The following is a 20,027-nucleotide window of genomic DNA, read 5'->3' on the forward strand; positions in this document are numbered from 1 at the left end:
CGTCTTGTTCTGCAAGACGGCCTTAATTACAAGTGTTTTTTACTAAACGTGGCCTAGATCAGAGGGGCAGGCAGCACCTTGCCGGTTACCTCGCCAAAGCCAATGCGCAAGCCTTCTTTTTCACAGTAGCCGCGCATGGTCACGGTGTCGCCGTCCTGCAGGAATTTGCGCTCCGACCCATCAGCCAGGGGCACTGGGCGAGTGCCACGCCAGGCCAGCTCCAGCATCGAGCCCAGCGAGTCGGGGGTGGGGCCTGAGATGGTGCCCGAGGCGTACAGGTCGCCGACTTGCAGGTTGCAGCCGTTGGAAGCCTGATGAGTGAGCTGCTGGGCCATGCTCCAGTACATCAGGCCGAAGTTGGAGCGCGACACGGTGGTTTCTAGGCCACCCTCGGGCTGAATAGCAACCTCTAGGTTGATGTCGAAGTTGTGCTCATCGAGTTGGCGCAGGTAGAGCAGGGGCTCGGGCTCCTGCACCGGGCCGGTCACCCGGAAAGGCTCCAGGGCATCCAGCGTCACCACCCACGGCGACACGCTACTGCCGAAGCTCTTGCCCAGGAAGGGGCCTAGCGGCACGTACTCCCAGCTCTGAATGTCGCGGGCGCTCCAGTCGTTGAACAGCACCAGCCCGAAAATGTAGTCCTCGGCGTTTTGCAGCGGCACGGTGTCGCCGAGCTGGGTGCCACGGCCCACCACGAAGGCCATTTCCAGCTCAAAATCGAGCTGTTGGGAGGGGCCAAAGGTAGGCGCGGCAGCATCGGGAGCCTTGCGCTGCCCGTTAGGACGACGGATATCGGTGCCGCTGACCACAATACTGCTGGCCCGGCCGTGGTAGCCGATGGGGATGTGGCGCCAGTTGGGCAGCAGGGCGTTGGCCGGGTCGCGGAACATCATGCCCACGTTGGTGGCGTGCTCAATGCTGCTGTAGAAATCGGTGTAATTCTGGGGCTTAACGGGGCGCAGCATCCGCACCTCGCTCTGGCGCAGCAGGCACTCCCGCATCACCTCATCGGAGCGGAGGGCCGCGTTGTCATGCCGCAGCAGCTCCGACACGCGCTGGCGTACGGCCCGCCACACCGGGCGACCTAGGGCAATAAACTGGTTGAGGCTGCGCCGCCGGAACACCTTCGGCATCTTAGGGCCGAGTTCTATGTCCTCAAAGAAACCGAACTGCGACACGGCGTACAGGTCCAGCACGTACTCACCAATGGCTACGCCCAGGCGCGGCCCCCGCTCATCGGTTTCAAACACGCCAAACGGCAGGTTCTGAATCGGGAAGTCACTTTCAGGAGCAATATCAATCCAGGAGCGGAGCGCGGGGTCGTTCGGGTTAGCCATATAATATAGGGTGGAAGGAGCGGCAAAGGTAGCGGGGTGAAGGAAATGATATATAGATATGGTAGTTTGGAAGCCGGAAGTGATACCAGTATCTTTCTCATCTTAAAACGAATTGCACAAATAGTTTTACTTAATCAACAATAATGAAGCACCCAGAATATAATGAGTTTGCTAAATTTTGCCTGCATGAATTAATAGAATTGCAAGATGATTTTAAAAGTAGATATGATATTGATGGATATGAAGATTGGTTTTATAATCAGTCGAATGGCTTGCTGACTTTTTCGACTGAAGAAGATCAAATAAACTTTAGGTATTTATTAGCTGGGACATTTTCAAAACGAAGTAATACTTGGAAATGGTCGTGGGATAATGAGAATATTATGCCAGAAGTAAAAAAAGAAGTAAGCTCTGTAAAGAATTTTGGATACCAATCAGAATTTGAAAAGCTAACTAATGGTTGTTTTGAAAGTGATGAGGAAGAGGCGTGGGAGTTGACGGCAATTACCGCTAGGCTCACCAAAGGAATTGGCGTTTACAGACCTGCTTCAGAAGATTTGTTGACTTTTATGGTGATACAAGAATTTGTTGATAATGAAACGGCACAAGCTATTAAAGATAAATATGTTGAATGCGGCGCCCATGAGTACAGGCGAAGAGCATTTGTATGCAATCATTTAAATTATCGTGATAAAATAGGTTTTGAAGAGTCGTTTGAGACTTATGAAAATATGCAGCTTGAAGATGATGATGATTTTCAAGATTGGTGCAATGAATGCGAAAAGGTCAGGCAAAAGGAAGATGGATGGAATGACAATTCTATGGCTTTTGCAGATATTAAAGTTATTTGTGAGCAATGCTACTTCGATATGAAAGAATTAAATCTTGGATACAGATAAAGTGCATGTTGTACTTGCATTTCTAATTGCCCCACAAAACACAAAAAGGCCGACTTCTCGTGGGAGAAGCCGGCCTTTGAAATTTAAAAATCTTACAAAGCTAGAACTGCGGGGTAGGCACCGGAGCGGGCGAAACGGGGTGGCCGGTCTGGCCGGCGGGCTGTTCTGCCATCGGGGTGGAGTTGATGGCTTCTACGGCCCGGATTTCAGGTACGGCTTTCTTCACCGATTCCTCAACGCCGGCTTTAAGCGTCATCGGCGACATGGGGCAGGTGCCGCAGGCGCCCAGCAGTTCTAGCTGCAGGGTCATGTCGTCGGTGATATCCAGTACGCGCACATTGCCTCCGTCGGCAGCCAGGTACGGCCGGATAGTGTCCAGGGCCTGCTCAATACGGGGCAGGAGCGGATGATTTTCTACGGCGGCGGAATGAGTCATGAATGGTGGAGTTTTGCTGAGTAACGTGATTTCGCCGCATTCGGATGAAATTTGGCGGACCATCAGCAGGTGGGTAGGGCAAAGATAGGGCTTTTGCTTCTCAGCAAATCAACTACTCAATTTGCTCATAAGTTCGTCACAGCGTCAAAAGGGAGTTGGGTAAGGCCTCTGCCGGATGACTATGCTTGCGCAATCCGGCAGAGGGAGAGGAGAAGTCTGGCTAGTTACCGGTTCATCTCTACAATATTCGTTTTGGGCGCCATGGCATTCCGGATGGATACCTGACGGGCCAAGTCCTCAGCTAGCTGCTCAAACACCGCCGCGGCGGGCGTGCCGGTTTGCAGGATGGCGGGCGTGCCCTGGTCGCCGTTCTCCCGAATGCCCTGCACCAGCGGGATGTGGCCTAACAGCGGCACCTGGTGCTTATCGGCCAACTGCTGCCCACCGCCTTCACCAAAGATAAAGTATTTGTTCTCAGGAAGCTCGGCGGGCGTAAACCATGCCATGTTCTCCACAATGCCCAACACCGGCACGTTGATCTGGGGCAGGCGGAACATCTGCAGGCCTTTCTCAGCATCGGCCAGCGCCACTTTCTGCGGCGTGGTCACGATGAGCGAGCCAGTAACGGGTACCGTCTGCACCATGGTCAGGTGAATGTCGGAGGTTCCGGGAGGCATGTCGAGGAGCAGGTAGTCGAGCTCACCCCAGTCTACCTCCGTAATAAACTGCTTCAGCGCCGACGAGGCCATGGGGCCGCGCCACACAATAGCTGACTCAGCCGGGGCCAGGAAGCCGATGCTCATCAGCTTCACGCCGTGGGCCTCCACGGGCTGGATGAGGTTGCGGCCTTCGGGCGTCTGGTACACGTGCGGGCGGGCCGACTCCACGCCAAACATCAGGGGCATGCTGGGGCCTGAGATATCGGCGTCAACCAGGCCTACTTTGGCGCCGCTTTGGGCCAGGGCAATGGCCAGGTTGGCCGTCACGGTGCTCTTGCCCACACCGCCCTTGCCCGAAGCAATGGCGATGATGTTTTTGACGCCGGGCAGCAGGTCGCGGTTTTCGCGCATGGTCGTCACGCGCGAAGTCATCACAATCACCACCTCGGCATCTTTGTCGACCATCGTATGGATGGCCCGCTCGCAGGCATCATGGATGAGCTGTTTGAGTGGGCAGGCCGGGGTAGTCAGCACCACGGTAAACGACACGCGGTTGCCTTCAATTGCCACGTCCTCAATCATGTTGAGCGTCACGAGGTCTTTGCCCAGGTCGGGCTCCTCCACGTAGCTCAGGGCCTTGAGAACGTCTTCTTTGGTGATAGTTGCCATTATAGTCAGTCGGGAAAGTGCGGATGCAAAGCGCAAAGATAACCCGGAAATGGCGCCGGAAGTTGCTAGTGGCCTACGGTAGGTTTTAGGTGACTTAGCGCTATGTCGGTGGGTCACTAGACCGTTATGTCGAGCTGGTCGAGACATCTCGCGTGCTGACGTTGTGGTGGTGACTCAATCCAGAAGCACGTCATCCTGAGCTTGCGAAGGATTTTACCTCGTCAGCACGAGGCGCTAGGCCTGCCTTTCATGCATGATAAGATTCTTCGCTGCACTCAGGATGACGTGCTTCGTTGGTGTTCTAGGCCAGTTTGATTAATTACACAACGTTAGCACGCGAGATGTCTCGACCAGCTCGACATGACGTGCTTTTGTTTCCGTTCTGTGGCCAATTTTCGTGGTCCTACAGCCCAAACCGCGCTAGCAGGGCCTCCTTGTGCTGCTTGCCGATAGGCAGTTTCTCGCGCAGGTCGTAGAGTTCGGCCTCGTTGCCGCTGATGGCTTTAATGGCGTCAACCTTCACGATGTACGACTTCTGGATGCGCGTGAACCGGTCGGCGGGGAGCTGGTCTTCGATGCGGTTCATGCGCAGATACGTGACGATAACGCGGTTCTTGAGGATAATCTTGATGTAGTCCTTCATGCCCTCGATGTAATAAATTTCATCAAAGAGCACCCGCTGCAGGGAGTTGCCTTCCTTCACAAACAGGAATTCCGGGGCTGGTGGCGCTACTATGGTCGGGCGGGTGTTGAGAATGGCCAGAGCCTTGTTCACCGCCTTCAGAAAGCGCGGAAACGACACGGGCTTCACGATGTAGTCCAGCGCATCCAGCTCAAAGCCTTCTAAGGCATAATTGGGGTAGGCCGTCACGAAAATCACGTAGGGCGGATTGTGCAGGGAGCGGATAAACTCAATGCCGTTAACCTGGGGCATGTTGATGTCGGAAAACACTAGGTCTACTTTCTGCTGCATTACTTCCAGCGCGTCAAACACATGCTCGCAGCTAGCCACCAAGTTCAAAGATGGAATTTTAGCAATGTACCCTTCAAGCAGCTCACGGGCGAACGGCTCATCGTCGATAATCAGGCAGTTAATCATATAGGTAGCAGTAAGAAGCAGAAAGTGAAGCGGCGAAGTGGCCTAGAGTGTAGTAGTATGTTGTTAGAGCGGCCAATGAACCATTATACCGTCACGCTGAGCGGAGTCGAAGCATCTCTCCCTCTGGCTAATCTAAGTGGCCTAGGAGTCTGCAACGAAGCAGTAGAGATGCTTCGGCAAGCTCAGCATGACGTTCAGGGTTGCACCTCGGTAGTCGCATCAAACTGCATCATTCTAGGCCAGTTGGGGAAGTTGCTAGCACAGCCGAAACGGCGGGTCTGTGTTTGCGTGTTGCTGATGCCGCACCCGTTGCCGGTGGGTGCAGCCGTAAGTTGAGCGTAACGCGGTAGGTATCGGCGGTGGAGTCAATGTGCAATTGGTAATCTTGAGCGGGATAGTGCAGGGCCAAGCGCTTGCGCACGTTGGCAATGCCCACGCCGCCAAACTCGCGCTTAGGAGCGGACGGCGCTTGGCTGTTGCTGACTTCAAATTGCAGCCAGCCATCGTGCTCCGCTAATGTTACGGTTATCCAGGAAGCTTCCAAGCTGCTATCAACGCCGTGCTTAAAGGCATTTTCCACGAAGGGAAAGAATAGCAGGGGGGTGAGACGGTAATGCGTGGGAAGGTCAGGAGCTTTATGGTAGGTAATGCTGACTTTTTGCCCGTAGCGCAGGCGCTCCAGCTCCAAGTACGACTCCAAAAAGCTCACCTCCTGGCCTAGCGGCACCAGCGCGGCATCCGACTCATACACGGTGTAATGCATGAGGTGGGCGAGGTGCTCAACCATGTCGGGGGCGCGCTCATCCTGCTTTACCACCATGGTGTAGATGTTATTGAGCGTGTTGAATAGGAAGTGCGGGTTGACCTGGGCTTTCAGGAAGTTGACCTCCAGGTTGAGGTTTTCGCGTTGCAGGCGCAGGCTTTGGTTGCCGCTACTGAGCAGAAACCGGATGAAGCGCACCAGAATAGGCGGAATAACCGTCACGGAGAAATCATTCAGGCCCATGCTCACGCTGCGCCATGAGAAAATGCCTTCCCAGAGGGTACCATCCAGAAAACGGTGCATGTACCCGTAAGCATTCTCAGAAACCAGACCGAAACGGTCGAAAACCGCGAAGCACACGTAGCAGAGGGTAGCCCAGAAGTAGTAAATGGCCACGATGCCCAGGGCCGTGAGCAGCCAGCGCCGCCGTAGCAGAAACCGCGGCAGCAGCACCAGGGAAAAGAAGTAGTAGCTGCAGATGGTAGCTATAGTGTCCTTCAGCACAAAGCCCCACGTAACGATGGGTTTTTCCTGCCAGTTGCTGAACACGAAGTACTCGAAGCCGACGAACAGCGTCCACCAAAACAGGTGCTGAAGTACCCTTCCTAGTGGCCTAGCGAGAAAGTGCCGCGCATTAGAGCCCAGAGTGGCCATAGTTACTTAGTTGAATTGCGAGAGCCTGGGCCAGCGGGCTTCCGGAAAGCTAATATCCCGATGCCAATGGCAGGCAGGATGATACACAGAAGGATAAAAGCGGAGTGAGAAATACCGGTAGAATAGCCAAACAGCACCACCAGCCCAAGCAGGATGATGCCCATGCGGCGCTTGTTGTGGCGGTTACGGTACACCAGCCAGGGCACTAGGCCTAGCGCCACCACGCTGGCTACCCGCAGAAAAGTATCGAGCAGGCCTAGCGGTGCCTCCCCAGTAAGCAGGAGCGCAGATAGGAGATGGGGAAGCAGAGCGGAAAAAAGCATCAGAGACGGATGGTAAGCTGAACCCGCACCAACTGGTCGGTTTCGGTGAGGTGCACGGCGTGGTGGTCGGGGTAGTGCAGCGCTAGGCGGCGCAGGGCGGCTCCGATGGCGGCATCGGTACGGTAGGTGAGGGGCAGGGGCTCCTCAGTGGTCCGCTCTAGTGTCAGCGAAACCTCCTCGGCGCCCACCCGCACCTCACTATGGATGTTGGCCGCAGCCTGGGGGGCGTCGTCGAGGCCAGCAAAGAGGCGCTCCAGAAACGGGTGCAGCAGCAGGGGCGCTAGCTGCTGCTCGGCTACGGCCCCTACGACCTTGTGCGTGATGCTGAGGGTTTCGGGGCGGCGCAGCCGTTCTAGGGCCAGGTAGTCTTCCAGAAACTCCAGCTCCCGGCTCAGGGGTACGCGCTCGGAGTCGGTTTCGTAGAGAGTGTAGCGCATCAGGTCGGCGAGGTGCAACACCACGTCGCCGGCGCGCTCGTCGCGGGTGCGGGTAAGGGTGTGGAGGCTGCCGAGGGTGTTGAACAGAAACTGCGGGTTGATCTGCGACTTCAGGTAGCCCAGCTCCAGGTGCAGGTGGTCGCGCTCCAGGGCCAGGCGGCGGCGGTCAATAACCAGCGCGTAGGCAAGGAAGCTAATGAGCACCGGAAACAGCACGATGGCCAGCAGCCCGAAAAACGCATTTAGCTGGGCCGCGGGGTTGAGCAGCTTGCCCCAGAACCCGGTCACGTAGAACTGCTGCAACACGCGGTGCATGACGGGCGAGAGGGGCAGGTAGGTCTGGGCCAAGCGGGAGCCCACGTACATCCACAGCTCAAACGCATACAGTACCGCCACCCCCGCCGCCAGCGCCTGCCAGGTCCGCCCCCGCAACAGCCACAGCGGAATAATGAGGTACACCAGGGCGTTGAAAAGCAGCACCGAAAAGCCCAATTGCAGGGCTACCAGCGGCCACACGGGCCCCTCGAAGGAGAAGTTTGGGCGGTTGTTCCAGGCGAAGTAAAAGACCCCCAGCACTACCCACAACAGGAGCTGCAGCAGCACCGTGGTAGTGCGAGAGCTGAGGCTTTTCCAGCTAAAAGTGGTTAATGAGGCAGATTCAGGCATAAAAAACAGCAGACCAACTCTTGCTTTGGTGGTGTGGGGCCGTGCTTTGGTCGAATAAACTTCCGGTCCCTAAAGCTCTGCAATTTCTTCGTGTCAGATCTTCTCCACTCCCAAAAAGAACTGCCCGATGCGCCTGTCCTTCTGCCCCGCCACCATTGCCCGCACTGCTTCTTTTCGTCGCCTGCGCCGGATAGCTCTTTCCGCGCTAGCCGCTGGCCTGCTCAGCCACCACGCCCAGGCCCAGGACAGCACCCTCACGCGCCTGGTGCATAAATATCAGTACGACCTCATCCAAGCCAATGGGCAGTTCTCGGGGGCCGGTTGGCAGAAGCTGCAGCAAGACATCCAGCAAAGCCAGCTGGTGCTGGTGGGCGAAGACCACGGCATGGCGCAGATTCCGGTGTTTACCACCGCCGTAGCCCAGGTGCTAAAACCCGCGGTGTACGTAGCCGAAATCGACAAGTATCAGGCTCAGAAACTCAATCAGCTGGCTACTCAGCCGGGCTTGCCTACCGCCGTTGAGCGTCAGCACCCCATGGGTTTGTCTTTTTATAGCTGGGCCGAAGAGTTTGAGCTGGCCCGCTACCTGCGGACGCAAAAAGTGCCCATTGTGGGTATTGATCAGGTGAGCATTGTGTCGCCGGGTAGCTTCTTTGCCGAGCTGGCCGGCAAGGTGAAAAGCAAAGCCGCCAAGGCCACCCTCCTTGACCGGGCCGCCGCCTATCAGGCTCAGGACCGCCAAGCTATGGTGAAGGGCACTAACACCTACAGCATCTACCAGCGGCCCTCCGCGCTGGATAGCCTGCAGGCCCTGACCCGCACCGAGAGCCCCGAGGTGCAGCAAATGGTGCGCGACTTCCGCGCCAGCAGCGAAATATATCAGCTCAACGCCACCAACGGCCTCAAAAGTCACCAAACGCGCATCAACCTGATGAAGCGTAACCTGGTGCAAGCGCTAGAGGCCTACCAGAAGCCCGGTCAGCCGCTGCCCAAAACCCTCTTCAAGTTCGGGGCCGTGCACGTGTCGCGGGGCGTGAGCCTGCTGGGCGGAGTATATGATATGGGCAACCTGGCGCTGAACCTGGCCGACGTGCACGACCAAAAGTCTCTGCACATCTTTATCATCGGGAAGCAGGGTACACAAGTAGGGGGCTTCAACCCCGACGACTTCAGCAAGAACGTGAAGCAGTACGACAACCTTGATAACACAGCGCTTAAGCCATTCATGGCCCAAACTGCTGCAGGCGCCTGGCAAGTGTTCGACCTGCGCCCCCTGCGCCGGGCCCTAATCAACGACAAGCTCAAGGTGAGCAGCCAGGAGCTAGCCACCGTTCTGCTCGGCTATGATTACGTGGTTATCATTCCCGAAACTACCGCCAGTCACAACTACTAGTATAAATAGCTAATTATCAACTCAGGAAGTGTGAGTTAGATTGCTTATGCCAAACGGCCTAATCGTTACACCATAAGCAGGCCTAGCTCTTTACTCCCAGATAATAGCTGAAGTGGTTTGCATAAGCTCCTTGCCGCTTTGCAGCCGAACGCGCAACTCAAATTGCTGCTGCGCATTATCAAGAGGCTTAGGGCTAATACGCAACCTAACCGGAGACTCTAGGTCAGTTGCATACGTACGTTTGTTAATTGAAGTGGGTAGCTGATCCAGGGGAAACTCAAGGGTGTCGGTGAAACTGTTGTAAGTGCGACAGCGCACGAACTGGTCAAGCGGCTGACCTGCAGGTACTCCGTTGAAAACTCCTTTGCTGGTCAAGGTTACTGTTTCAACCTGGTCTTTCAAGCCCAGCCGGCCCGGAGGGGGGCACGAGAAGGCTAGTGCTTGATTGGCGAACAGAGACTGCAGAGAAGGAGCAGACACATAATCATATTTCAACTGCCCGATGCTAACAAACAGGGCCGCCGCAATAGTGCGGGCACCATTGGCCAGAACTGGCTCAGTAAAGGGGGCGGCGCCGCGTACCGGCTCCGAAAGGAACAGGCTGAACTCTTGCAGGAGAGCATGATCGGGTACTTCGCACTTGAAAAAGCAGCTGGTGGGTACCAAGCCAGTGAATAGCAATAGCAGCAAGCCAACAAATAATTTTTTATACATCTGGATATACATATTGTGCCCCTAACGCAGCAGCAACATTGAAAGATAATCAAACTTTCAGACGCTAAAATGGGCACTACTGGCCTACCGCATAACCCTAGGCCAGTAGCCCTGACTTTGGATCTGACTGCGGGAAGTCAGGCGTACTTCTGCCTACCTTTGCGGCCGTATGGCTCGCATCCCGAAGGAAACCGTTGATCAGATTATTCACCACGCTGATATTGTAGAAGTGGTGGGCGACTTCGTTTCGCTGAAGCGCAAAGGCCAGAACCTGTGGGCCTGCTGCCCCTTCCACCACGAGAAGTCGCCGAGTTTCTCGGTGGCGCCGGCCAAAGGGCTGTATAAGTGCTTTGGCTGCGGCAAGGCCGGTGGGGTGGTGCAGTTCATCATGGATATTGAGGGCACCAGCTACGTGGAGGCCCTGAAGTACCTCGCCAAAAAGTACGGCATCGACGTTGAGGAGGAGGAAAAGACCCCCGAGCAGCAGCTGGCGCAGAACGAGAAGGACTCGCAGTTCATCGTTTCCAACTGGGCCAAGGACCACTACCACAATCTGCTGCTCAACACCGATGAGGGCCAGAGTATTGGCCTGAGCTACCTGCGCCAGCGTGGCCTGAACCAGACCACCATCAAGACCTTCGAGCTGGGCTACTCCCTCGACCAGTGGGACGACCTGATGAAAACGGCCGACAAGCTAGGCTACGAGCGTAAGTACCTGGAGAAAACCGGCCTCATCATCACCCGTGAAGACGAGCAGGGCAAGGATACCGGCCGGCGCTACGACCGGTTCCGGGGCCGGGTGATGTTCCCGATTCACAACGTGTCGGGCCGCGTGATTGGCTTCGGGGCGCGTACGCTCAAGCCCAACGACAAAACCGCCAAGTACCTCAACTCGCCCGAGTCGGAGATTTACCATAAGTCGGATGTACTGTACGGGCTCTACCAGGGCCGGCAGGCCATCCGGACGGAAGAGCTGTGCTACCTAGTGGAAGGTTACCTTGATGTGCTGAGTCTGCATCAGGGCGGCATCAAGAACGTGGTGGCCTCGTCGGGTACCTCGCTTACTGATGGGCAGATTCGCCTCATCAAGCGCTACACTGATAACGTAACGGTGCTCTACGACGGCGATGCCGCCGGCATCCGGGCCTCCCTGCGCGGTATTGATATGCTGCTGGAAGGTGGCCTAAACGTGCGCGTGGTATTGTTCCCCGACGGCGACGACCCCGACAGCTATATCCGGAAAGTAGGGGACCAGCGCTTCAAAGACCACCTCGAAAACGCCAGCCAGGACTTTATCCAGTTCAAGACTGACCTGGTAGCCCGCGAAGCCGCCCAGGACCCGGTGAAGAAGGCTGAGGCCATCCGCGACGTGCTGCAAAGCATTGGCAAGGTGCCCGACCCCATCAAGCGGCAAGTGTTCCTGCAGCAAACCTCGCAGGCCTTCAGCATTGATGAGCAGGTGCTCATTACGGAGTACAACAAGCTGGTACGCAATGCTTCCGGCAAAGCCGCGGGCAGCACTAGCGGCGGTGCGAGTGGCCTAAGCAGCAGCCCGCAGAGCAGCGGGGCCGCTACCAGCAATAACACCAGTGGAGCCTCCCCGCGGCCAGCTCCTAGGCCTATGAGCCCCGAAGAGGAGGCCGAAGCCCTGATGTACGGCGCCTCGCCTGAGGACCTGGCGGAAGGCGGCGACACCCTCACGGCTCCCAAGGAAGACCTGGAGCCCGTGCCCGATGTGCAGGAAAGCTGCGAGCGGGAAGTAGTGCGCCTATTGCTGTTGTACTCGCCCCAGCCCTTGGCCCCGGAGGTGAGCGTGGCCCAATACCTGCTGCAGCAGCTCGATGATACGCCCTTCAAAACCAGCATCTACGCCGACCTGCTGCACCTCTGCCGCGAGGAGCTGGAGCAGGGCCGCTGGCCCGAGGTGCGGACCCTCATTCAGCACGGCCGGGGTGATATTCGGGCCCTGGTGGCGGAGCTGGCTACGGAGAAGTACGAGCTCAGCCCTAATTGGACTACCCATCAAATTTACGTGCCCCGCGAGCTGGACCAGCTGCAGATTGCCTGCGACAACGCCATTCTGCGCCTCAACAAGGTGAACGTGGAGCGGGAACTGGCCGTACGTCTCGAAGCCCTGCGTCACCCCCTCGACGACGACACCATGATGGAGCACCTGCAGACCATCCGGCTGCTGAAGCAGATGGATAACCAGCTGGCTGGCATGTTGGGCACCGTGATTCCGCGGAGCGCCCAATAGGCCTAGCGGGGCTTTTACCTGTGCTAAGCCACTTTCCGCTTGCTACATCCTCTGCCAGTTGGTGCTTACCTTGATCGAAGACTGATTACCTGCGTTCGTAGGTTCTGTTTTTATGTCTGAACCGCATTCTATCCCGCCTGGGGCCTTGCGCTACGTGCGCGACATCTGGCGCCGTTTCAACCTTAGCCGTTTCGTGGGTGCGCTGGTGCTCACGGTCTTCAGCTTTGCCGTGGGCATTGGCGGCTTCATGTGGATTGAGAAGTTCTCCTTCGTCGATGCCTTCTACATGACGATGATAACCGTTTCCACGGTGGGCTTTGGGGAGTTGCACCCCATGTCGCCGGCCGGACGGTTGTTCGTGTCGTTCTATATTTTCTTTAACCTCCTGATGCTGGCCTACCTGTTGTCGGTGCTCACCACCTACATCTTCGACGGGGGCCTGCGCAACATGTTCGCTATGCTCAGAAACGATCAGCAGATTCGCAGTCTGGAAAATCATGTCATCGTGTGTGGCTTCGGACGCAACGGGCGCAAAGCCTACCACGAGCTGCGCGCCAGCGGGGCCGAGGTAGTAGTGGTGGAACAAAGCGAGGGCCTGTTGAAAGATGCTGGCGACGACGAAGGCCAAACCATTGCCGCCGTCATCGGCGACGCCACCCTCGACGACACCATGCGTGCCGCCGGAATCACGCGTGCCCGGGCCCTCATCACGGCCCTGCCCAAAGATGCCGACAACGTATTCGTGGCCCTAACCGCCCGCGAGCTGAACCCCAACATCGTCATCATCGCGCGGGCCAGCCTGAAAAGCAGCGAAACCAAGCTCCTGCGCGCCGGCGCCGACTCCGTAGTAATGCCCGATGAAATTGGCGGCTCCCACATGGCCAACCTGGTCATGCGCCCCGAGGTAATTCGGTTCTTGGATATGATTAGTGGCCTAGGCCCCAACAAACTGCGCCTGGAAGAGCTTAGCACCAGTGAGCTGCGGGGCGAGCTGCAGGGCCTGAGCATCCGCGACCTGAACATCCGCTCCCGCACTGGCGCCACCGTCATCGGCCTCAAGCGCTTCGATGGTGAGCTGGTAGTCAGCCCCTCCGCCGATATGATTCCGGGCCCCAGCGACGTCTTTCTGTTCCTGGGCACCGATGAGCAAATAACCACGCTACTCAGCCAGTTCAGGCGGTAGGCCAGTAAAGGTAAACCCGACGGTCATGTCGAGCTTGTCGAGACATCTCGCGGACTTGCGGATGCTCCTTCATACAGAAGTAAGATGCTGCAGCGTTAGGCTTTAGAAACCGCCGGCCGCCACGCACTACCGCAGGTCGGTTGCTCCTGCGTAGCTTTGCGCACTTTCAGCCCCGAATTTCCGCTTCCGTGCACATCCTGCAGCTCTGTCCGCGCGTTCCGTATCCGCCCACTGATGGAGGCGCCATTGCCATGTATGATGTGACGGCGGGCTTGGCTCGGGCGGGGCACCGCGTTACGGTGCTGGCCCTGAACACGCCCAAGCACTACCAGCCCGCCGACGTGCTCGACCACCTGGGCCCCAACGTCCGGCTGGTGCCGGTGGCAGTTGATACGCGCCTCTCGCCAGTAAACGCCCTGCGCAATCTGCTGTTCAGCAAGCTGCCGTATAACATTGAGCGCTTCGTCAGCCCGGAGGTGGAGGCCCAACTGCAAGAACTCCTAAGTACCGAGCAGTTCGACATGGCTCAAATTGAGGGTAGCCTAGCCGCTTGGTACATCGAGACGCTCAAGCGCCTAGCGCCGAATTTGCCGGTGGTGTTCCGGGCCCATAACGTGGAGTATACCATCTGGCAGATGCTGGCTGAGCGGGAGCAAAACGTACTCAAACGCGTGTACCTGCGCCACCTGGCCCAGCGCCTGCGCCGCTTTGAGGAGCACGTGTTTCCGCAGTTCGATGCCGTGGCTGCCATTACCGAGCCCGATCAGCGCCGCCTCCGCGCTATGGGCTGCCAGGAGCCGGTAGTATTTGTGCCGGCGGGCGTTGATATGAGCCGTTTTCAGCCCGACCCGCTCATCAAGCCCAAACCGCGTACCGTGTTCATGATTGGCTCCCTCGACTGGCTGCCCAACCAAGAGGGCCTCGACTGGCTGCTGGCCCACGTGTGGCCTACGGTGTCGAAACTTTACCCTGATCTGGAGCTGCACATTGCGGGCAAGGAAATGCCCCTGCGCTTCCAGCAGTTGAAAGTACCCGGCATTGTGGTGCACGGCTTCGTGGAGTCCGCGGCGGCGTTTATGCAGCAGTATGAGGTGATGCTGGTCCCCTTGCTGAGCGGCGGCGGTATGCGCATCAAAATCATCGAGGGCATGGCCCTGGGCAAGTGCATCATCAGCACACAGTTAGGCGCCGAAGGAATTCATGTGCGCGACGGTTTTGATATTGTACTGCGCGATGAGCCCGCCGCCTGGATTGAAGCCATTGGCCACTACTACCGCAGCGAGCTAGGCCACCAAGCTATTGGCCAGGAGGCCGCCCACACTATTGCTCGCCTCTACGACAACCAGCGCGTGGTCGAAAGCTTCCAGGATCTGTACACCATTCTGCTCCCCGAGCGCGCCAAATGTTAGAGCTGGGGGCTGCCTTCGTGTTGTGGATGAGCCTGTTGCTGGTAGCGCATACCTACGTGCTGTTCCCACTACTGCTGGCCCGCCTGGCCCGCTCGCGCCGCCAGAACCAGCAGGTGTACGCTCCTGACAACGCAGATTTGCCCGCCGTGGATATTCTGCTGGCTGTGTACAACGAAGAGCAGGTAATTGAGGAGAAAATTCGCACCACCTTCGCCACTACCTACCCGCTCGACAAGCTTACCTTCTACATTGGCTCCGACAACTCCCAAGATAATACCAATGCTCTGGTGGAGCGCCTGGAGCCGGAGTACCCTGGCCTACGGTTCCGCCCGTTTGGGCAGCGCACCGGCAAGCCCGGCGTAATAGAGGCCCTAGGCCAGGAAGCTACCGCCCCGGTTCTGGTGCTGACTGACGCCAACGTCTTCTTCGCGCCCGATACCATTTACCAACTCGTGAAGCACTTCCGTAACCCGGCTGTAGGCCAGGTAGGGGGCAATATCATCAACCCCGAGCACCGGCGCGAAGGAATATCGGGGCAGGAGAAGGCTTATCTCGAGCGGGAGAACATAATCAAGTACCAAGAAGGCGTAGTGTGGGGCGCCATGATTGGGGCCTTCGGAGGCTGCTTCGCGGTGCGCCGCGCCTGCTACCACCCCGCGCCGGCTTCGTTTCTGGTTGATGACTTTTTCATCTCCATGGCGGTGCTGCAGGATGGCTACCAGGCTATCAACGAGCTCGATGCCGTGTGCTACGAGGACGTTTCGGACCGACTGCCGGAGGAGTTCCGGCGGAAGGCGCGCATCTCAACGGGCAACTTCCAAAACCTGCTGGCCTTCCGGCGGCTGCTGTGGCCGCCTTGGCACGGGGTCAGCTTTGCTTTCTGGTCGCACAAGGTGTTGCGCTGGCTCACGCCGCTGCTGCTGGTGCTGATGCTGCTGGCCAATGTGGTGCTGGTAGCTTTAGGAGCCGGCTGGTTTTACCAATTGATGATGCTAGGCCAGGTAGGGGTGCCCTTGTTGCTGCTGCTGGATTCTGGCCTGCGCCGCCGGGGCACTCATTCGCGGCTGCTGCGCTTTATCACGCACTTCTACAGCATGAACGCCGCCTTGTTTGTCGGGCTGTGGCGCTTTCTGCGCGGGGTGCGCACCACGGTGTGGGAGCCTACGCAACGCTTTCAGCAGAGCAAATAGGAGCATACTGATTCCGTCTCAGACAAGAAACCTAATTACTGTCATGCTGAGCATGTGGCGCATCAAGCCAGCGAGCGAAGTACCTCTACCGCTGGCTAACCAACTGGCCTAGTACTAGTAATTATCCAACTAAGCAGGAGAGGTACTTACCTACGGCGACCTTCGGTTCGGCCAGCGGATTGACGTTCTACGTTTTCCGGGTAGGCGTTAAGTCTGAATTAGATTCAGCAGCTTTTTTGTGCGCTGCCCTCGCCACCTAGTACCTTGGCGATTATGGACAACATACGCATTGCTATTTTGGGCTGCGGCAATATGGGGCTTGCCTTCGCCAAAGCTTTCCTTCAATACAACCTGATCCGGCGCGAAGACCTGCTGCTGGTTGGCAAGCACGACGACCAGTGCCAGCGCCTACGCCTGGCGCAGGCTGACGTTCCCGTAGGCCTGCTAACGGAGGCAGTAGGCACCTACGACATAGTGTTGGTGGCCGTGAAACCTCAAGACTTCGGCACCGCCGCCGCGGGGTTGCGGGCCGTACTCCGGCCGGAGCAAGCCGTACTTTCCATCATGGGCGGCATCCCGATTGCGCGGCTGCAACGGGAGCTAGGCCACCGGCAGGTGCTGCGCGCCATGCCCAACACGCCCGTGCTGCTGGGCATGGGCATCACCGGGTTTACGGCGGCACCCGAGGTGGAGCGCAGTCTCATGCACCGCGTGGAGAACTTGCTTAATGCCACTGGCCGCTCTATTTTCCTGGAAGATGAGAGCATGCTCGATGCCGTAACCGCCGTGAGTGGGAGCGGGCCAGCTTACTTCTACTACATTGTGCAGGCCATGATGCGGGCCGGGCAGGAGCTGGGCTTCTCCGAATCAGTGGCCGGGCTGCTGGTGAAGCAAACCATGATTGGGGCCTTCCACCTGCTCAACAACTCCGACCAAAGCCTCGACCAGCTCATTGCCACCGTGGCCTCTAAGGGCGGCACCACCGAAGCCGCCTTGCGCACCTTCAGGGCCGGCAACCTACAGGAAACCCTTGTGGAAGGCATTAAAGCTGCCCAGCAACGCGCCACGGAGCTAGCAAAGGAGTAGAAGTAGAGGAGGTAATGAGGTCAAGTGTCCTAGGCCTGCCCTGTGTATGCTTCATCGTGTCTCCTCTCAATGACGCACATTAGGCCACTTCACTCAGTCACTCAATCACACATTCACCGTTTGTGTAACTTCGCGGCGCCGTTGGTGGTTGTTCCTCCAGCTTCGCGGCCGTATGCTTATATCCGGCGCTCAGCGAAATTATTTCACTCCTAGTTAATCAGCGAATCATGCTTGATTCCATCGAAGACGCCATTGCCGACATCCGCGCCGGAAAGGTGGTAGTGGTTGTAGACGACGAAGACCGCGAAAACGAAGGCGACTTTATCTGCGCCGCCCGCTGCGCCACTCCCGAAGTCATCAATTTTATGGCCACCCACGGGCGCGGCCTTGTGTGCGCTCCTCTTATTGAGCAGCGCTGCGAAGAGCTAGGCCTAGAGCTGATGGTGGGTCGCAACACCGCTCTGCACGCCACGCCCTTTACCGTGAGCATCGACCTGCTGAAGAACGGCGTGACGACCGGCATTTCGGCCTCCGATCGTAGCAAGACCATCCTGGCCCTCATTGACCCCGAAACCAAGCCTGAAGAACTAGGCAAGCCCGGTCATATTTTCCCGCTAAAAGCTCGTAAAGAAGGCGTATTGCGTCGGGCTGGTCACACTGAAGCGGCCATTGACCTGGCCCGCTTGGCGGGCTTTGAGCCCGCTGGTGTGCTCGTAGAAATTCTGCGCGAAGACGGCGAAATGGCCCGCCTGCCCGAGCTGCGCGAGGTAGCTACCAAGTGGAACCTCAAGCTGATTTCGGTGCAGGACCTGATTAAGTACCGCCTGAAGCAGGAAAGCCTTATCACCCGCGAAATCTCCGTGAAGTTGCCCACTGAGTTCGGCGACTTCGACCTGATTGCCTACACCCAAACCTCCACCAACGCCCAGCACCTGGCTCTGGTGAAAGGCGATATCTCCGGCCCCGAGCCCGTGCTGGTGCGCGTGCACAGCTCCTGCGTAACCGGCGACATCTTTGGTTCCTGCCGTTGCGACTGTGGCCCCCAGCTGCACCGCGCCATGCAGCAGATTGAGCGCGAAGGCCGCGGCGTAATTGTGTATATGAACCAGGAAGGCCGCGGCATAGGGCTGCTGAACAAGCTGCGCGCTTACAAACTCCAGGAGCAAGGCCGCGACACCGTAGAAGCCAACGTAGAGCTGGGCTTCGGCATCGATGAGCGCGACTACGGCGTAGGTGCCCAAATCCTGCGCGACCTAGGTATTTCGAAGATGCGCCTGCTCTCCAACAACCCCCGTAAGCGCACCGGCCTTATCGGCTATGGCCTTGAAATTGTAGATTCCGTGGCCATCGAAGTAGAGCCCAATGAGCACAATGAGCGCTACCTTACCACCAAGCGCGACAAGCTAGGCCACACCATCCTGCACAAAGACCGTACCCCGCACCCCGACGCGGAGGCGGCTGTTTAAATCAGAGTCCTTTTGATGGCTCCCTACAGCCCCGACTTGGCCTACCGGCTGGGTCGGGGTTTGCTTTGTAGTTCTGTTTCCGGATAAGGTGATGCTAGTACAACGGGAAATAAGAGTCACATTAAATAAGAGAGATTAGTTGCAAATAATAATAACTGCCCTCGATTTGCCAAGATGGCAAGTTTCTGCAGCTGCCAAGATCGTTTGATGCAAAAAGATAGTTGAAACACGCCAGGTATTAAAGCCATTGCTATACTTAGATTGCCAGACAAGCAACTGGTTTTACGCACAATCTATTCTCATAATGACGAGATACTTACCTGTTGAGAGAAAACCCGAAAAATTAACCTACCTCTATTTTGCTCTCTTTAGAGTGCTCGTGTAGTTTCATTTTTCTAGTAGGCCTAGCCGTAATGCTGTAGTGCAGACGGCACCGACTCCACAAGAGTAAAGCAGGGTACGTACTGCTGGCAGGGTAATTTTCGGGAACAAGCAAGAGAACTATACCGTTGCGAAAGTGTATATTTCTTTGGTTATGAAAGCTTGCTACTCCTCCCAAACTGCCCACTCCATGTGCCTGTGGCAATGGATGCTGCCCGTACTGCTGCTACTTTGTCTTACGGCTAACGCCCAGCGCGGGGGGCAGGGCTTCACGCAACAGTTTACCCAGGCCACAGTGTTGCTGAGTACTGGCGACACTATTGCTGGCCCCCTGGCGCTGCACCGCTCCGAGGACATTCTGACCATGACCATGGCCGACAACACGGTGCGCACCCTGCCCGCCGTTAACGTGCAGAGCTTTGCCGTGCAGGGCGAACGGTACAACCGCCAGCGCGAGCAGTATTACTACGACGATTTCTACGCCATGCGGCAGGGGTATTATTATGGCAACCCTTACTTCAACTCGTTGCCCGTGCCCCGCCGGCGGGAGCGGCCCGATACAGCGCTAGTGCGCGTGTTTCGGGTGTACCGCTGGAACCGCGACAACGATTATAGCGACTTTCGCACGCCAGGCTTTTTCGAGCAGCTAAGCAGCGGGCCTACTATTCTGCTGCGCCGCGAAGGACTGGTGCAGCGCCCCGTTATGAACAACTCCCCTTATGGGTATGGCTACGGGTACGGCGTTCCGTATGGGATGGGCCGGCCCATGGGGTATTACACCGAAGTAAAAGATAGCTTTTTCCTAGGCCTACCCGATGGTAACGTACTGCCCCTGCGTAACCCTAAAAAAGACTTGCTTTCCTTCTTTCATGGTCATTCTCGTCAGGTAGAGAAATACGCGAAAGACAATAGCCTAAGCTTCACCGATCCGCGGGAACTGGCCTACATCGTAAACTACGCTAACTCGCTGGGTAGTGAGAAGATAAAGCAGTGAACAGATCTTGTG

17 protein-coding genes are annotated in these 20,027 nt (G+C 57.1%); 9 read left to right on the forward strand and 8 right to left on the reverse strand.

Going from position 1 to position 20,027, the window contains the following annotated elements; all coding sequences use genetic code 11:
• Positions 1-53: 53 nt before the first annotated feature.
• The gene (gene fahA / locus EU556_RS23360; protein WP_135436663.1) at positions 54-1,337 is read right to left on the reverse strand and encodes a fumarylacetoacetase; all 1,284 of its coding nucleotides are present in this window, start codon (positions 1,335-1,337) and stop codon (positions 54-56) included.
• A gap of 143 nt (positions 1,338-1,480) precedes the next feature.
• Between fahA and EU556_RS23365 the strand changes: the two genes are divergently transcribed.
• Positions 1,481-2,236 carry a DUF6882 domain-containing protein gene (locus EU556_RS23365; protein WP_135436664.1) on the forward strand — a complete coding sequence of 252 codons (756 nt, stop codon included), beginning with the start codon at positions 1,481-1,483 and terminating at the stop codon, positions 2,234-2,236.
• A 100-nt stretch (positions 2,237-2,336) separates the two neighbouring features.
• On the opposite strand, the gene EU556_RS23370 is transcribed toward EU556_RS23365, so the two are convergent.
• The 6 genes from EU556_RS23370 to EU556_RS23395 all read right to left on the reverse strand — a co-directional run bounded on the left by EU556_RS23370 (position 2,337) and on the right by EU556_RS23395 (position 7,942).
• Complete coding sequence (locus EU556_RS23370; protein ID WP_135436665.1) at positions 2,337-2,672, reverse strand: NifU family protein; 336 nt, start codon at positions 2,670-2,672, stop codon at positions 2,337-2,339.
• A 224-nt stretch (positions 2,673-2,896) separates the two neighbouring features.
• On the reverse strand, positions 2,897-4,000 hold the full coding sequence (locus tag EU556_RS23375; protein ID WP_135436666.1) for an Mrp/NBP35 family ATP-binding protein: 1,104 nt from the start codon (positions 3,998-4,000) through the stop codon (positions 2,897-2,899).
• Positions 4,001-4,403: 403 nt separating this feature from the next.
• Entirely contained in the window at positions 4,404-5,099 is a 696-nt protein-coding gene (locus EU556_RS23380; protein ID WP_135436667.1) for a LytR/AlgR family response regulator transcription factor, read from the reverse strand.
• 229 nt (positions 5,100-5,328) lie between these two features.
• A complete protein-coding gene (locus EU556_RS23385; RefSeq protein WP_135436668.1) occupies positions 5,329-6,516 on the reverse strand; it encodes a sensor histidine kinase in 1,188 nt (395 codons plus the stop codon).
• A gap of 2 nt (positions 6,517-6,518) precedes the next feature.
• Positions 6,519-6,839, reverse strand: a complete 321-nt coding sequence (locus tag EU556_RS23390) for a hypothetical protein (RefSeq protein ID WP_135436669.1) — start codon at positions 6,837-6,839, stop codon at positions 6,519-6,521.
• Positions 6,839-7,942 carry a sensor histidine kinase gene (locus tag EU556_RS23395; protein WP_135436670.1) on the reverse strand — a complete coding sequence of 368 codons (1,104 nt, stop codon included), beginning with the start codon at positions 7,940-7,942 and terminating at the stop codon, positions 6,839-6,841. The genes EU556_RS23390 and EU556_RS23395 overlap by 1 nt, the downstream gene beginning before the upstream one ends.
• A gap of 127 nt (positions 7,943-8,069) precedes the next feature.
• On the opposite strand from EU556_RS23395, the gene EU556_RS23400 reads away from it, so the two are divergent.
• Complete coding sequence (locus tag EU556_RS23400; RefSeq protein ID WP_135436671.1) at positions 8,070-9,335, forward strand: hypothetical protein; 1,266 nt, start codon at positions 8,070-8,072, stop codon at positions 9,333-9,335.
• Between the two features lie 90 nt (positions 9,336-9,425).
• Here the strand turns inward: EU556_RS23400 and EU556_RS23405 are convergent, their stop codons facing one another.
• Positions 9,426-10,049 (reverse strand): hypothetical protein, encoded by a 624-nt coding sequence (locus tag EU556_RS23405; protein ID WP_135436672.1) that lies wholly within the window; start codon positions 10,047-10,049, stop codon positions 9,426-9,428.
• 169 nt (positions 10,050-10,218) lie between these two features.
• Between EU556_RS23405 and dnaG the strand changes: the two genes are divergently transcribed.
• The 7 genes from dnaG (at position 10,219) to EU556_RS23440 (ending at position 20,015) form a co-directional block, all read left to right on the forward strand.
• Positions 10,219-12,306, forward strand: a complete 2,088-nt coding sequence (gene dnaG / locus EU556_RS23410) for a DNA primase (RefSeq protein WP_135436673.1) — start codon at positions 10,219-10,221, stop codon at positions 12,304-12,306.
• A 112-nt stretch (positions 12,307-12,418) separates the two neighbouring features.
• Positions 12,419-13,489: a potassium channel family protein gene (locus tag EU556_RS23415; protein WP_135436674.1), complete on the forward strand. Its 1,071-nt coding sequence runs from the start codon at positions 12,419-12,421 to the stop codon at positions 13,487-13,489.
• A 188-nt stretch (positions 13,490-13,677) separates the two neighbouring features.
• Positions 13,678-14,898: a glycosyltransferase family 4 protein gene (locus EU556_RS23420; protein WP_210116357.1), complete on the forward strand. Its 1,221-nt coding sequence runs from the start codon at positions 13,678-13,680 to the stop codon at positions 14,896-14,898.
• Positions 14,892-16,088 (forward strand): glycosyltransferase, encoded by a 1,197-nt coding sequence (locus EU556_RS23425; protein WP_135436676.1) that lies wholly within the window; start codon positions 14,892-14,894, stop codon positions 16,086-16,088. The genes EU556_RS23420 and EU556_RS23425 overlap by 7 nt, the downstream gene beginning before the upstream one ends.
• A gap of 282 nt (positions 16,089-16,370) precedes the next feature.
• Positions 16,371-17,174, forward strand: coding sequence for a pyrroline-5-carboxylate reductase (gene proC / locus EU556_RS23430; RefSeq protein WP_135436773.1), 804 nt, complete (start codon positions 16,371-16,373; stop codon positions 17,172-17,174).
• 227 nt (positions 17,175-17,401) lie between these two features.
• Positions 17,402-18,640: a bifunctional 3,4-dihydroxy-2-butanone-4-phosphate synthase/GTP cyclohydrolase II gene (locus EU556_RS23435; protein WP_135436677.1), complete on the forward strand. Its 1,239-nt coding sequence runs from the start codon at positions 17,402-17,404 to the stop codon at positions 18,638-18,640.
• Between the two features lie 535 nt (positions 18,641-19,175).
• Entirely contained in the window at positions 19,176-20,015 is an 840-nt protein-coding gene (locus EU556_RS23440; protein ID WP_135436678.1) for a hypothetical protein, read from the forward strand.
• The last annotated feature ends 12 nt before the right edge of the window (positions 20,016-20,027 follow it).

Origin of the sequence: Hymenobacter fodinae (assembly GCF_004745825.1) — a bacterium.
Classification (GTDB): domain Bacteria; phylum Bacteroidota; class Bacteroidia; order Cytophagales; family Hymenobacteraceae; genus Hymenobacter; species Hymenobacter fodinae.